Genomic DNA, 16,044 nt, shown 5'->3' on the forward strand with positions numbered 1-16,044 from the left:
TAGTTAGTTTATTCTCTTTCGTCTTCAGGTTCTACGTATGGTTTGCTCTTTTTTCCAAATACAGATATGTTTACATAACGTTTTGGGTTAAGTTTAAAATCTTGTAATAGTTCTTTTAATTGGTAAGATGCTACTTCAAGATTATTGTATAATTTATCATCTTTTAATAATTTACCCATAGAACCTTCACCTTTATTTAAATCGGCAATAAGTCCATCTACACCAGCTAAAGTGTTGTCAAGATTTTTTACAGTTTGGTCTATATTAACATCTTTTAAATTATTTGACAAAATAGCTAAATCTTGACTTACTGTATTAAAATTTGTCAATACCTCGTTTAAATTCTTTTCGTTTGAAGCAATTACACCATTAAATGATTTTGATAGTGTTTGAAAAGATCTTAAGGTATTGTTAAGTTCTGAAAGTGCATTTCTAAGTCCTTTTTCTGAGTCGTCTTGAACTAGATCGTTTAAACTTAAAAGTAGAGAATCTGCTGCTTTTAAAGTACCATCAAGTTCATTACTTAATCCAGAAAAGTTACTTGTTAAGCTTGAAATTAAGCCGACTTCTACTTCACTTTCTATATAATCTCCAGATTTTGCTAATTCTTTAGAATCACCTGGAATAATAGCAATACCATTGCCTCCCATTAAACCTAATTCGTACAACCTAATTTTACTATCTTTTGAAAATTTTAATTGTTCGTCTACCTGAAAAGCCACTCTTGTTTTTCCTGTTTCGAAGTCGTATTTAATATCTGAAATTCGTCCAACATTATTACCTTTTATAGTAACTGGAGATGAAGAAGTAAGTCCATTATATTCAAAAGTTGTATAAAACGAATTATCACCTTCTAAAAGATTTTCACCTTTTAGATAATTAAATCCAAAAACGAATAATGCTATTCCTGCAATAACTAATATGGCTGTTTTTACTTCTCTTGACATGTATAGGTTGTTATTTGAGTCGAAAACAAAAATAGGATATTTTTATAAAGAACAGGCTATTTTGCGCCCTCATTTAGTGCTTTTTCCAAACTTATTCGTTTTCCATCTTTATAAGCTACAATATATGCGCTATTAAATCCTTTTTTACGAGCTTCTTTTTGAAGCAGTTGAATTTTATTAATATCTGACGAATATCCATAAAAATATTTGTACAATTTATCTTCTTTTTCTCTCGAGACAGGATTTAATCCTTTAAAATTGTATGGTTTAGGCTCTAATTTTTTAGAACTAGCAGCTATTTGCACTTTAAAGACAGTGTTATTTATAATTTTTTCTTCAGTAGAAATGTCTTCTTCCTCTATTGTTTCTAAAGGCATATCTACAACACTAATGTTTAAATCTAAATTGTTTTTATACTTTAAAATTGCATTTTCAATAGAAGTTGCAATATTACTTTGACCTTTACTAGAATTTAAATAAGCGCCTTCACTTTTATTTGTTACAAAACCTGTTTCGATTAAAACACTAGGCATATATGTGTTATGCATTACCCATAAACTAGCTTGTTTCACACCTCGACTTTTTCTTTTAGACTTATCTCTAAAATTATTTTCTACAAGTCTAGCTAGCATAATACTTTGGTCTGTATATTCTTCTTGCATTAAACTTAAACCTATAAAAGATTCGGGAGAATCTGGATCAAAACCTGCATAATGTTCTTCGTGGTTGTCCTCTAAGAATATTACTTCGTTTTCTTTTTTAGCTATTTCAAGATTTCTTTTTGTATTGGCAACACCTAAAACAAAAGTTTCTGTACCATAGGCTTGAGAATTATGTGCATTACAGTGAATAGAAACAAATAAATCTGCATCTGCTCTATTCGCAATTGCAGCACGTTCTCTTAATTCTAAAAACACATCGGTTTTTCTTGTATAAATAACTTTTATGTCTTTATTTTTTTCTAAAGCTGCTCCAACTTTTTTAACAATTTTAAGAGCAATATCACTTTCTCTATAACCGTATTGAGAGTGTTTTCCAGGATCTTTTCCACCATGTCCAGCATCTAACACAACAACAAATTTTCCTTTATTTGATTGAGCATCAACAGTTGAGAATACAGAAACTGTTAATACTATTATAAAAAATACGAAAACTGTTTTTAGTTGCGTTTGCATTATATTGTAACTCATTTTTAAAGCTTTTACTGTGGTTTTATAAATTTTTGAGAATAATAAATTAATCATAAAAAATATATGTAATTTTGGGATTTCAAAAACCGAGCCATAGTTTAGCAAAAATACATTTAAAAGCATTGCATACAAATACAAAATACATACTTTTTGCCTTAAGTTTTACAGTGTTTATCAACACTTTTTGCTTTGCTCAAGACACGCCAAATAAAAGTTTAAGCATTCCTGCAGATAAAAAAGAAGCTCCTGTAGAAGTTTCTATAGACACTTTTTTAACAAAAGATGTAAATAAACCTATTGCTAATAAAAAAGAAAACGATTCTACACTTAACGATAGTATAACTCCAAAAAAAGCAAAACTTCTTGAAGCCATAGTATCTTATAAAGCAAAAGATTATACGCTTTTTAATAGAAAAGAGCAAAAGATGTACTTGTATAATGAAGCTCAAGTTTTGTATCAAGATATGGAATTAACGGCTGGTAATATTGTAATAGATTATAGTACAAATAAAGTTTACGCAGGTCGATTAAAAGATTCTGCAGGGAATTACACACAGCGTCCTGTTTTTAAGCAAGGTACTAATGTTGTAGAGCCAGATTCTATTATATTTAACACCAAAACACAACGTGCTTTAATATTTAATTCTAGAACCGAACAAAACGGAATGAATATTTTAGCAGAACGCTCTAAAAAAGAAAATGACTCTGTTTATTTTTTAGGTAATACGCGTTTTACTACTGCCGAAGATTTAGATGACCCTGAGTACTATTTTTTAACTAACAAATTAAAATTAGTACCAGATAAAAAAATTGTTGTTGGTGGTACACAAATGTTTATTTACGATGTACCTACACCTATTTTTATTCCATTTGGTTTCTTTCCATTAACCTCAAAACAAACCTCAGGTGTTATTATACCTAGTTTTGGAGAACAAAACGATCGTGGTTACTTTTTACAAAATGGTGGTTATTATTTTGCAATTAGCGATTATGTAGATTTAGCTGTATTAGGAGATTATTATACCAATGGTAGTTATGGTTTACGTTTTGAGTCTAAATACAAAACACGCTATAAATATAGTGGTAATGTAGGTTTTAGGTACGAAAACTTAATAAATAGTGAACGTGGTTTTCCAGATTATTCTAAAAGTACTATTTATAATTTACGTTGGTCTCACCAACAGGACACAAAAGCAAACCCTAACTCTAGATTTTCTGCATCTGTAAACTTAGGTAGTAGTAATTACTATCAACAATCTGTAAACCAGGTTAACACAGCAAGTTTTTTAAATAACACGTTGGCATCTTCTATATCTTATGCAAAAACCTTTCAAGGTGAGCCACAAGTAAATTTAAGCTTAACTGCAACACACTCGCAAAATACACAAACCGAACAAATTAACATGACTTTACCAACACTACAAGCCAGTGTTAGTAGAGTGTATCCTTTTGCTCCTAAAATTGGTTCTAAAAAAGGAATTATTCAAAATATTAATTTACAATATAATGTTCGTGCAGAAAATAGTATTCAAACAACAGATTCTTTATTTTTTAAAAGTGAAATGTTTGATGACGCTCTTATTGGTATGCGACACACAATTCCTGTAGCTACTAACTTTAAAATTTTTAAACATTTTAGTGTAAGTGCTTCTGCTAATTATGATGAAACATGGACTTTAAATACAATTAATCGTTTTTATGATCCAGAAGAAGAGCTAGTAGTAACCGAAGATTTAAATGGTTTTGATTCTTATAGAACATATAATTTTGGTACTAGTATTGGTACTACAATTTATGGTCTCTTTAATTTTGATAAAAATGAAGAAGGAAAAAAAATACAAGCCATTAGACATGTTATGCGTCCATCTATAAGTTATAATATAAATCCTGCCTTCGATAAATATTATGACACCTACGAAGTTACAGATATAGATGGAAACCCTATAGAAGAAGTAGAATTCTCTAGATTTGATGAAAGTTTATATGGTTCTCCAAATAAAACATTTTCAAGTTCTATAGGTTTATCTTTATCAAATAATTTTGAAGCTAAAGTGCGTGATAGAGATAGTACTAAAACCGAACCTAAAAAAATTGTTTTACTTAACAATTTAAATTTCTCTACATCTTATAATGTTGCTGGAGATTCTTTAAAATGGAGTCCTGTGAGAATGTCTGGTGGCACACAATTATTTAACAATAAAATGAATGTTAACTTTGGTGCCACTCTAGATCCTTATGCTTTAGATAATAATAACAGACGAATTGACACTTACAATATTAACAATGGCGGAAGCTTATTTAGACTTACCAGCGCAAACCTAACACTTAGTTACAGTTTAAGTAGTGATGGTGGCGAAAGAGAAAGCAATACCAGCCAAAGTAGTAGAAACGAAACCTTACAAAGTGGTGGTCGTGATGATGATTTATTTGGTCGTTCTCAAGATTTTGCCGACCAACGTTTTAATAAAGATGATGAAGATAAAGAAGAGACACCAAGTGAACTATATAATTACAAAATACCATGGAGTTTACGTTTAGCCTATGCTGTAAACTACGGTAATGCTACAAGACAAAACGAGATTACATCTAACTCTTTAATGTTTTCTGGAGATTTAGAAATTGCACCTAGATGGACTATTGGTGCTTCATCTGGATACGATTTTAAAAACAAAGGTTTCTCTTATACACAGCTGCGTTTTGAAAGAGATTTATTAAGCTGGAGAATGAATTTTAGTTGGATTCCTTTTAGCACAAGAAGTTCTTGGAATTTCTTTATAGGTATTAAATCTAACTTGTTAAAAGATTTAAAATACGAAAAACGTCGTCAACCAGACCAACAATTATAATTACGTTTTCGCTTTCGCGGAAATATTAAAACATTATTTCCTTATGAAAAAAATTATTACTACAACCAAAGCTCCTGCTCCAATTGGACCATATAATCAAGCTGTTTTAAGCGGAAACACACTTTATACATCTGGACAAATTGCATTGCATCCAGAAACAGGTGAACTTGTTATAGATGATATTGTAACAGAAACAAAACAAGTTATGGAAAATATGAAAGCTGTTTTAGAAGCTGCAGACATGACTTTTGAAAACGTAGTTAAAACTTCTATTTTTATAAGCGACATGAATAACTTTGCCGAAATAAATGCAGTCTACACTCTTTATTTTAACGATGAAACTGCACCTGCAAGAGAAACTGTAGAAGTAGCTAACTTACCTAAATTTGTTAATGTAGAAATAAGTATGATAGCTATTAAATAAATTTTAACTTAAATTATATTTTACTAGCTCTGGCTTGACGCATTTTAATTTTTTTCTTCATCCATTCAGGATAATTAGTACTATCTTCAGCTTCAAAAACTCTTAAATTTTGTGTGTCACAAGGTTTAATTAAATCGTCTTGACGGCAACCTAATATTGCAGCTGCAGTTTGTACACCAGAGTAACTTGCTCCACCAACACCATGAGATGCAATACTTGCCCCACACAAATATAAATGCTCTATTTCAGACTTTGCTTTATAAGCAAAAGGACCAATATGTTTTAAACTCTTTTCTGTACCATAAACACTGCCTTTTGTAGCGTTTATATAGTATTCATTAGTAAGTGGTGTGCCTAATTCTTTATGCACTATACTATTTGTTATTCCCGGTACAGCTTTTTCAACTGTAATAAGAAATTTAGCTATAAGTTTTTCTTTAAACTCTAAATATGCTGCAGAACGTTTTGAATCTTCATTTTCAAACGTTTTAAAAGCCTCATAATTTATATAAGTAATAACTTCTAAAGTATGGTGTTTACCATTAAAACTTATAGGGTCTTTTAATGTAGTACAACTTATAAACATTGCAGGAAACTCTTTATCTTCTAATAAATTGATTTTTTGCATGTCTTTATCAAGTTCATCTAAATCTTTATTAGGAATTAGCCAAATATTTCCAGAGTCTAAACCTGCTTTTTTAACATCCATTTCAACCGTTAAAAACAACATTAAAGAGGTGCATGAATATTTTGTTTTGTTTAATTTCTTTTTAAGCTTATTACTTAAATTTTCTGGTTTTATTAGTTTTTGATATGTTATACCTGGATCTGCATTAGATATAATGTGTTTTGCAAAAACTTGATCACCATTTTCTAACTTTACACCTATGGCAGTGTTATTTTTTTTTGATTTTTCTATAATTATTTCTTTTACAGATGTACTTGTTTTAATCTGCCCATTTTTTGCTTTTATAGCATTAGTCATTGCTTTTACTATCGCGCCGCCGCCGCCCATAGGATAAAAACCTCCTTTATGATAATGATACATAATTGCAGCATGCAATACAAAACTAGCTTTTGCAGGAGCTAAGCCATGATCTCCAAATTGAATGCATAAAATGCGCTGCAACAAAGGGTCTTTAATATACCAACTTAAAACACGCTTTAGGCTAAATGGTGAATATTTACCCATATGTTTTGTTCTAAAAGGAATGGTAATTTGCTGCCATAATCCTCTTATTTTGGGTATTAAACTAAGTTGGTAGCCAATATTTGTAATAAGCTTTAAATACTTAATTATGTTTTTCTTTTCCTTAGGGAAACGTGCTATTAGTTTTTTTTGAAACGCATTAAAATCTGCCGGATAATCAAAACGCTCTTCTCCTATCCAGCAATGCTCAAAAGCACTTGGGTTTTGACGGTAAAAAACGATATCATTTGCAATACCTAAACCTTCATAAAGTTCTGTTGTAGACAAACCATCTCCAACTAAACCAACATAATGAACTCCTGGTGTAAACCTATTTCCATTTAGATAAAAACTATGACACCAACCACCAGGAACATCGTGTTGCTCTAATACTAAAACATTTTGTCCTGCACGTGATAAACAAATAGCTGCTGCTAAACCTCCTACTCCAGACCCAATAATTATAGTATCGAAAGTTTTATTATTTAAACTCTTATTTTTATTATCTAACATTTAATTATAGTTATAAAAACTAAAGATAAAAGAATTTATAACTTGGGATTATACATTAGCAAAATAGCTTGCAATACCACTTAAAATACTTTGTACTGCATAAGAAGCCAGTATTAAGCCCATAATTTTACTTATTACAGTAATACCATAACTTCCTATTCTGGCCTGTAAATGGCTTGCCATTAAGAGAATTAAACATGTAATACCTATTACAATTAATACTAGTATTGTTGTAAGGGTTTGTTGCTCTATTGAATATAAGTGGTTATCTGTTAAAAGTACAACTGCCATAATTGCTCCTGGAGATGCTATTGATGGTATTGCTATTGGAAACGTAGTAACGTGTTTGTAGTCTGTGATTTTATTTTTTTCGTCTTCGGGTTTACCATCACCAAAAATCATGGTTAGTGCAAATAAAAATAAAATTACACCACCAGAAATTTGAAAAGCATCTAGTGAAACCGACATGCCTTCTAATATTAACTGACCAATTACTATAAAAAATAATAGTATAAAAAAAGCAATTATTGATGCTCTAATTGCTATTTTCTTTTTGTGAGCTAAATCAAATTCTTTTGTAGCTTCAAGATACACAGGTACCGAGCCTATGGGATCAATTACAGCAAAAATAAAAAAAATTTTAGTTAATATTTCTACCATTTACTGTATGCGTTTTGCCTGTGTAATAAATGATAAACCTTGTTTTCCCATTGTAGAAGTCATTACAGCTTCAAATAAAGGTTCTGGTGAATTTTTTGGTGTTTTCCACTCGAAAATAAAGTTAGATCCTGTTCCTCCAGAAGTATCTATTTCATCTATAATAATTTCGGTAGTTTCCATAGGTAATAAATATATTGGCTCATCAAAATATGTTCTTACTTTTACACCATGAGTATCAAAATATTTTGCTTTTAATATATATACGGTATCTACATCGCTCGTATTTCTTAAACTTACCATAGCTGTTAGATTATGCCTTTTGTGCTCTGACATGCTGTAAATTTGAGAGTATATTGATAAATAAGATTTACCATATTCTAATGAATCCTGAGCCGAAATATTTGCTGTACGTTTAGACCAATTTTCTGGACTTATAGAGCTAATTTCACGCTCTTCAACACAACTAGAAAGTGATAATATTAACGATAAAATAAGGATGTTTAATTTCATGTTACAAATTTCTTATTTAAAATCTAAATCTATTTTTTGTTTAGAATTTCTAAATTACAAAACTTGAACAATAAAAATACTACAAGAGTAATTAATTATTATTTTAATGCTTCTGTATGAAATGTTACTAAGCCTTCAATAGGACGGCGTTCAAAATTACCTACTTTATAATTAAATTCTTTTGCAACTATTTCAATTTCGTCTTTACAGAAAAAAGCTATAGAGCCCGCAAAGTGTACAGGTACTGTTTTTAATTCTTCTTTAAATTGCATTATCATGTTTTTTGAAAACACACGTATGCCTTCTTTTATTAGCTCTTGTATGTATTTAGAATCTTTATTCAAAATCATGAATTCTGCAAATGTTGCCAAATAAGCATTTGGATTTGGTTGCTTGTATAGATTACGTTTTATAAAATCTGAATCTACATTGTATTTATCTGCAAAAGCTACTTTTAAAGTTTCTGGCATGTGATTAAAATAATAATCTCGTAGTAATTGTTTTCCAAAGTAGTTTCCAGAGGCATCATCCATTATTGTATACCCCAAAGAATCTACTTTTTGATGAAGTTTTTCACCATCATAATAACTGCAGTTAGATCCTGTTCCCATAATACAAACTACAGCTGCTTCATCCTTTGATGAGATTGTAGAATATACTGCTGCCATTGTATCTTCGTTTACGGCAACGTCTGCATTAAAAAATAATTCTTCTAAAACACCTTTTAACATTAACCTTGGTTTCTCTGTACCACAACCTGCTCCATAAAAAAAGACATGTCTTACTTTTTCTCTGTTTTTTTTAAGTTTTTTAGATTTTTTAATAATCTTACGTAACTTTTTTTCTTCAAGAATGGCTGGGTTTAAACCTTTTGTTCTAATTTTCTCGAACAATTGATTGCCTTTATCATCTACTGCAATCCAATCGCATTTTGTAGAACCACTGTCAACTATTAATATCATGTTTTAACGTTATTATGTATTATTAAAAATAAAAAAGCACAGTGATAGTCTCTATTAAAAGAGACAAATAATACTGTGCTTTAGTATATAACAATTATAAGCTTATAGGCTATTTACTTTCTCTGCTAAATCTACTAATTTATTAGAGTATCCAAATTCGTTATCGTACCAAGATACTAATTTGAAGAATGTTGGGTTTAATTCTATTGCAGAGTCTGCATCAAAAACACTAGTTTTTATTTCACTTACGAAATCTTGAGATACTACTGCATCTTCAGTATAACCTAAAATACCATTCATGTCTCCATCTGCGGCTTTTTTCATTGCTGCTTTAATTTCATCAAGAGACGTTTCTTTTTTCGTTTTTACTGTTAAATCTACAACTGAAACATCTACAGTTGGTACTCTAAAAGCCATACCTGTTAACTTACCATCTAATTCTGGAATTACTTTTCCTACAGCTTTTGCTGCTCCTGTTGATGTTGGTATAATATTATTTAATGCCGAACGCCCTAAACGGTAGTTTTTACGCGATGGAGCATCTACAGTAAATTGTGTTGATGTTGTAGCGTGAATTGTAGTCATTAAGGCTTCTTCAATACCAAAATTATCTTCAATTACTTTTGCTAATGGAGCTAAACAGTTTGTTGTACATGATGCGTTTGATACTATAGTATCATCTGCTGTTAGTTTATTATCGTTTACACCCATTACAAACATTGGTGCGTCTTTACTTGGTGCAGAAATTACTACTTTTTTAGCACCACCATCAATATGGTAGTTTGCTGTTTCTAAAGTTGTAAATATTCCTGTACACTCTGCAACAACATCTGCTCCTGCTTCGTCCCATTTAAGGTTTTTTGGGTCTTTTTCTGCAGTTACTCTTATTGTTTTACCGTCTACAATTAAGTTTCCATCTTTTACTTCTATAGTACCATCAAATCTACCATGAACAGAATCATACTCTAGTAAATATGCTAAATGATTAACATCTAACAAATCGTTAATTGCTACTACATCTACATTATCTCTTTTTACAGTTGCTCTAAAAACGATTCGTCCTATTCTTCCAAATCCGTTAATTCCTAATTTTAATTTTGACATCTTTATTTTTGTTTATTTACGATTATGTAGTCATAATATCTGACACTCTAATCAATTCTTTATTTATTTTAGATTTTCCTTTTACTGCTTTTTCTAATGGTGTTAACACAATTTTATCACTAGATAAACCAACCATATAATTAGATTCGCCTTCCATTAAACTTTCTACTGCTTTAACTCCCATTCTACTTGCTAACACACGATCAAAACATGATGGTGCGCCACCACGTTGCATGTGGCCAAGTACAGATACTCTAACTTCATATTCTGTCATGTTTTCTTCAACATAATCTCTAAGTTCGAATACATTTTTACCTATTTTATCACCTTCGGCAACAACTACAATACTTGAAGATTTACCAGATTTTTTACTTCTACGAAGTGACTCTAATAATCTATCTAAACCTAGGTCTTCTTCTGGAATTAAAATTTCTTCAGCTCCAGCTCCTATTCCAACATTTAATGCAATATGTCCAACATCACGTCCCATAACTTCTACAAAAAACAAGCGGTTATGTGAACTTGCTGTGTCTCTAATTTTATCTATAGATTCTACTACTGTATTTAGTGCTGTATCGTAACCTAATGTATGTGAAGTACCATAAATATCATTATCTATAGTGCCTGGAATTCCTATTACTGGAAAATTGTACTCTTGATTAAATATTAAAGCTCCTGTAAAAGTACCATCTCCACCAATTACTACTAGAGCATCTACTCCATTTTCTTTTAATGCTTTATACGCTTTTTTTCTACCTTCTGGAGTTCTAAATTCTGTAGATCTTGCAGATTTTAAAACGGTTCCTCCTTTATTAATAATACCTTTCACACTTCGTGCGGTAAGCTCTTCAAAATCACCTTCTATCATGCCTTCGTATCCTCTATAAATACCTACACATTCTATACTATGAAATGCACAAGTTCTGGCTACAGATCTAATTGCGGCATTCATTCCTGGAGAGTCACCACCAGAGGTCATTACACCTATTTTTTTTATTGTTTGAGACATTAATTTTTTTAGTTTTTTAGGAAATAATTATAGTAAATCTAAGAAAGTAAAATCACTTAAGACTATGCTTTTGCCAAAAATTAACACGTAAACCACACTATAACGTTTTAGTAGGCTTGAATTTTATTAGTTTTTAATAAAATAATTGAGAATATATAAATGAATTAAAATAGAATGGAATTATTCCTTTTTAAAACCAACGTTATCGTCTGAAAACTTAGAGTCTTCTTTTTCTTCTTGTACAGGAATTTCTTCTACTGCTGAAGGTTCTTTTTCTTTACCAAAAATTTTACGTAGTAATTCTCCAAATGTATCAAAATCTACAGAGTATGCGATACCTAATCCTTGAGTATAACCTATTTCTTCGGCAAAATTTCTAATACTGTTTTCTCTATTAAATACCGTTGCTGTTAGTGTTCCTTCTTCATTTAAAAGAAAATCTATTTGTACATCTCCAGCAATTACAGACTCTGATGCTCCACCACCTACTGGTACTCCAACTTTACCATTAATTAATACGCGGTCTGTAATTTTAGTTTGTAATGTTACACCTAACCTATCATCGGTTTCGTAATCTAAACGACTTTGTCCTGCTTCGTAATTTAAACCTATATTTATTTTACTATCACTATCTGTAAAGAAACCATTTATTAAACCGTTTAATCTTTCGGTTAAGGTTCCTGTTAGATTTATATCTCTAAACTGCCTATTAAATGCTCCTGTTGCTAACAGGTATAATGCTTGGTTATCTCTATCTTCTTTTGAAGCTATTCTATAATTAATTTCAGATTTAAGCGTAGAACTTACATTTGGAAATTCGAAATTAAAATCTGGCTCTGGTTTTTCAAGATTACCTGTTAAGTTTATTTCTAACTCTACTGGTATGGTTTGAGATATTGGAGTGTCTAATAAAGGTGATGGATTTGTACGTGTTCTATATATAGCTTGAATATCTATTTGTGCTTTTAATGGACTACCATCCCAACGCAATACACTTTCGTATGGTGTTACATAAAATTCTTTTTCTACTACTCCACCATAAAGAAAATTATAAACGCCTTCCCAAACAACAAAATCTCCATACATATTAAATTTACCATTTGTATTTATATTAAATAGTAAACCTCCAATACCACGACCTTTTATTGTACTTCCAGATTCGCGATCCATAACGATTTCTATTAGTGCATCTTCTGTAACATCTAAATCGAAGTCTAATTCTAAACCTGAAATATCATTTATAACAACTTCCTTTCCTTCTTTTTTTGCTTGTTTTTCTTCTGGTGTTAAAAAATGAATAAATGAATTATCACCAAAAGATTCTACATCGTTTAATGGGATATAAAATTCTGTTCCTGACTCTGTTGTTGCAATAGCGTTTATTCTTAATGCTTCGGTTGGTCCTTCAATCTCTGCGCTACCACTTATAAATCCTGTTCCATAGTAAAGTGATTCTTCAGAGTATTTTGTATCTAACACTAATAATCTATCGGTTTCGATACCTAAACCTAATCTCCAATTGCTAAAGTTTGTATGGCTTATTGTTCCATCTAAAACACCTTTAGTTTTATATTTAACATCTGTTATATTTACTTTATTAAACTTAAATTGTTGATCTCTTAGAGTTACAGAAGCTTGATTTTGAAAATCGAAATCTACATTAAGGTATGGTACTTTTAAACCGCCATTATCTACTAATAATTCTCCCTCAAAACGTGGTTGATTTAGGTTACCTACAACTTTAGCTTGTCCTGTAACATCACCTCGAACACGACTTAAAATAGGCTCTAAAAGCGGAGACAGAATATCAAGTTTAAATTTATTAAATACTAAATCTACATTTATAGATGAGTTTTCACCAGCTACACTAACATCTCCTATAGCTTGAAAACTTTTTGTTTTATCACCTTTTATATTTGCATTAATTTTATAATTAGAAAGGTCTTCATTTCCTGTAATATTAGCATCAAAGGACCCAAAATTTTGTTTGTTTACAACTAAGTTATCTATAGTTAATGTAGAGTTTGGTACATATGCACCATTTTGTTGTTGTATATGTAGTTTACCGTTTACATTACCTGCTAAAGATAAACTGTCTATACTTGGTGTTATTTTACTTAAGTCTACATCCTTAAAATTTAATTTTAAGTTTTTATAAGTACTATCTTTAACGTAACCTGCAAGGTTTATTTCTTCGTTTTGATGACTCATTACAATTTTTTTAATATCGATATTTTTAAATCCATTATCGAATATTATTTTATTGTATTTATCTCCTTTTTCGTTTACAACCCAAGTATTGTCTTTAAATTTAACTTTGCTTTTTTTGAAACCAAAAACAGATTGATTTTCTTGGTTATTGGTATGGTAAAAACTTAAATCGTATTCATCATTATTACGTTTACCACCTTTAAACTCTGAACGCATATAAAGCGTATCATTTAAAGTTACGTTTATAAGGTTAAACTTTGAAGCATTATAAAAGCCTGTATTTATACTGTCTATTTCTACATAGGTATTAAATAATGGGTTTTTATTATCTACTTGTAATTCTATGTCTTTAACGAAATAGTCTAAAAGTTCTATTCTTGGCGATTTAAAAGTAAGTTTAAACTCTTTTTCATCGGTTTCTACTCTTCCTTTTATATAGGTGTTTTTTCCAAGTTTTAAATCTGGATAAAATACTTCTACAATTTTATTATAAATTTTAAAGTTGAAGTTTATGTATTGGTCTGTTTCTATTGTATTTGGCGCTTGATTGGTGTAAATACTTTTAATAGAGTTTTCAAATAAAGAAGCAACATCTTCAAATTTAAAATCACCGCTCATTTCTCCTTCTATTATATCTGGAGAATTTACTGTTATTAAATGCTCATTATCATTAAAGGAAGATGTTATTGCAAAATCTTCAAAATAATAATCTTCGTTTTCGTTTTTATAATTGGTTTTGTTAAATGAAATACTACCAAAGGCATCGTTTATTGTGGTGCCTTTCATTTTCATATCTACAATACCTTTAAATTTAGAGATTTCGTCTCGCGTATAAAAGTTTAATATTTTAAAATCTGCATATTCTACATTTGCTACAAAATCAAAACTGTTTATTGTTTTAGATAAGTCTGCAAGACCATTAAATTCTAATTTTAAATTTTTATCGTTTACAATAAGTTTTCCGTTAAATACGCTTTGTTTGTATTGCCCATCTACAATAATATCTTGGTATTTATAATTATTATAATCTATAGAATATACGTCGCCTGTAAGGTTAGAGCTTAAGTTTTCTTTTTTAAAACCAACACCATCAACATCTAAATTAGAAGATATTTTTCCCAAGTTTGGATCTTCAAGAAAAACGCCCATATCAAACTCATCAAAAATTACATTACCATTATATTTTGCAGTATCAATATTAGATACATTTTTTATACTAAGTTTAGATTTTACAAAACCTAAATTTGTATCTATGTTTAAATCTGCATTTATATTATTGGGTGTAATATCTGTAATACCATTTATAGTAAAGTTTCCTAATTTATTAAAAATAGAAGGTATTGTTGCTCCTAAAACATTTGGCAAAAGGCTTTTTAAATCTCTGTAATTAGATGATAAATTATTAAACTCACCGTGCATAGCAAAGTCATTTTCTGCACTATTTAAAAGGTTTTTAAACTTTATATCACCATAAATTTTGGTATTATTACTTGTTGTAAGTTTTAAATTGGTAAGGTTTAAATTGTTTAAAGTACCCGAAACTTCTGTATCGAATTTTGCGTGTTCATTTGCGCCAAATTCATTATAAAAAGTATTTAACTCGTTTAAAGCTACATCTGCATTTTTAAAATTAGCTGTTACTAAAACTTTGTTTTCAAAGTCTGAAAAATCTTCTCTATTATATGAAAATTTTAAATCTCCTTTAAGTACTGAATTTTTAGTTTTTATATCTAAATCATCAAAAGTCATTTGAGTTAAAGTATACCCAAAATTAGTTGATAGATTTTCCATCTCTAAACCACGACTATCTTTAAATGATAAAGTATTTATTCGTGCGCTAACATCACTCCCGTTTATTAAAAAATTGGTGGCATTAATATTTAATTTAGAAAATTCAAGAATTTTTGGTGTTTGTTTATTTTCATCAATAAATTTAAATAGGCCATTATAAATAGAAACATCACTTGAAGATAATAGAAAACTGCTTTTATCTTTTCTTGGGTTGTCATCATCAAAACGCGCTACAAAAACATCTAAATTAGTTTCGGTAGCATCTTTATACGTTTTAATATTAAAAATTAAATCTTCTAAATCTATATCACCAAAATTAAGTTTTCCGTCGTATAAATTTTTAAAATTTAATATTGAAGTGTTTAATTCTGAAGCACTTATAAGTGTGTCTTTTTTGTAATCACGAATTAGTATTTCTTTTAACTCTACATCACCATTAAATTGAAGACCAACTTTACCAACTGTTATATTAGTATTAAAATCGTTATTTAATCGCTTAGTAACATAACCTCCAAGCTTTGTTTGTATAGCGGGAATAGACAATAACAACACCAATATGATGAAGATTAGCAATAAAATTGCTATTAATTTGCCTAATATTTTGAGTATTTTTTTGATGCTATAATTAAGTTATAAAAAACTACCTTTGTATTTTAAAATTTAGTTCAAAATTAACAATAATAATGCC

11 protein-coding genes are annotated in these 16,044 nt (G+C 29.8%); 2 read left to right on the top strand and 9 right to left on the bottom strand.

Going from position 1 to position 16,044, the window contains the following annotated elements; all coding sequences use genetic code 11:
* Window positions 1–8 precede the first annotated feature (8 nt).
* Both LACAL_RS12905 and LACAL_RS12910 read right to left on the bottom strand, forming a co-directional pair.
* Window positions 9–947 (bottom strand): MlaD family protein, encoded by a 939-nt coding sequence (locus LACAL_RS12905; RefSeq protein ID WP_013871199.1) that lies wholly within the window; start codon window positions 945–947, stop codon window positions 9–11.
* A gap of 56 nt (window positions 948–1,003) precedes the next feature.
* Window positions 1,004–2,191 (bottom strand): N-acetylmuramoyl-L-alanine amidase, encoded by a 1,188-nt coding sequence (locus tag LACAL_RS12910; RefSeq protein ID WP_013871200.1) that lies wholly within the window; start codon window positions 2,189–2,191, stop codon window positions 1,004–1,006.
* A 17-nt stretch (window positions 2,192–2,208) separates the two neighbouring features.
* On the opposite strand from LACAL_RS12910, the gene LACAL_RS12915 reads away from it, so the two are divergent.
* A complete protein-coding gene (locus LACAL_RS12915) occupies window positions 2,209–4,983 on the top strand; it encodes a putative LPS assembly protein LptD (RefSeq protein ID WP_013871201.1) in 2,775 nt (924 codons plus the stop codon).
* A gap of 43 nt (window positions 4,984–5,026) precedes the next feature.
* Window positions 5,027–5,407, top strand: coding sequence for a RidA family protein (locus tag LACAL_RS12920; RefSeq protein WP_013871202.1), 381 nt, complete (start codon window positions 5,027–5,029; stop codon window positions 5,405–5,407).
* Window positions 5,408–5,420: 13 nt separating this feature from the next.
* Here LACAL_RS12920 and LACAL_RS12925 read toward each other — a convergent pair whose 3' ends face one another.
* The 7 genes from LACAL_RS12925 to LACAL_RS12955 all read right to left on the bottom strand — a co-directional run bounded on the left by LACAL_RS12925 (window position 5,421) and on the right by LACAL_RS12955 (window position 15,908).
* Window positions 5,421–7,109, bottom strand: a complete 1,689-nt coding sequence (locus tag LACAL_RS12925; protein ID WP_013871203.1) for an NAD(P)/FAD-dependent oxidoreductase — start codon at window positions 7,107–7,109, stop codon at window positions 5,421–5,423.
* Window positions 7,110–7,157: 48 nt separating this feature from the next.
* Window positions 7,158–7,769 (bottom strand): MarC family protein, encoded by a 612-nt coding sequence (locus LACAL_RS12930; protein ID WP_013871204.1) that lies wholly within the window; start codon window positions 7,767–7,769, stop codon window positions 7,158–7,160.
* Window positions 7,770–8,279, bottom strand: coding sequence for a DUF3124 domain-containing protein (locus tag LACAL_RS12935; RefSeq protein ID WP_013871205.1), 510 nt, complete (start codon window positions 8,277–8,279; stop codon window positions 7,770–7,772).
* A gap of 98 nt (window positions 8,280–8,377) precedes the next feature.
* Complete coding sequence (locus LACAL_RS12940; protein ID WP_013871206.1) at window positions 8,378–9,241, bottom strand: BadF/BadG/BcrA/BcrD ATPase family protein; 864 nt, start codon at window positions 9,239–9,241, stop codon at window positions 8,378–8,380.
* 102 nt (window positions 9,242–9,343) lie between these two features.
* On the bottom strand, window positions 9,344–10,345 hold the full coding sequence (gap, locus tag LACAL_RS12945; protein ID WP_013871207.1) for a type I glyceraldehyde-3-phosphate dehydrogenase: 1,002 nt from the start codon (window positions 10,343–10,345) through the stop codon (window positions 9,344–9,346).
* A gap of 22 nt (window positions 10,346–10,367) precedes the next feature.
* Window positions 10,368–11,354, bottom strand: a complete 987-nt coding sequence (pfkA, locus tag LACAL_RS12950; protein ID WP_013871208.1) for a 6-phosphofructokinase — start codon at window positions 11,352–11,354, stop codon at window positions 10,368–10,370.
* Between the two features lie 180 nt (window positions 11,355–11,534).
* Entirely contained in the window at window positions 11,535–15,908 is a 4,374-nt protein-coding gene (locus LACAL_RS12955; RefSeq protein WP_013871209.1) for a translocation/assembly module TamB domain-containing protein, read from the bottom strand.
* Window positions 15,909–16,044 lie beyond the last annotated feature (136 nt).

The organism is Lacinutrix sp. 5H-3-7-4 (assembly GCF_000211855.2).
Classification (GTDB): Bacteria; Bacteroidota; Bacteroidia; order Flavobacteriales; family Flavobacteriaceae; genus Lacinutrix.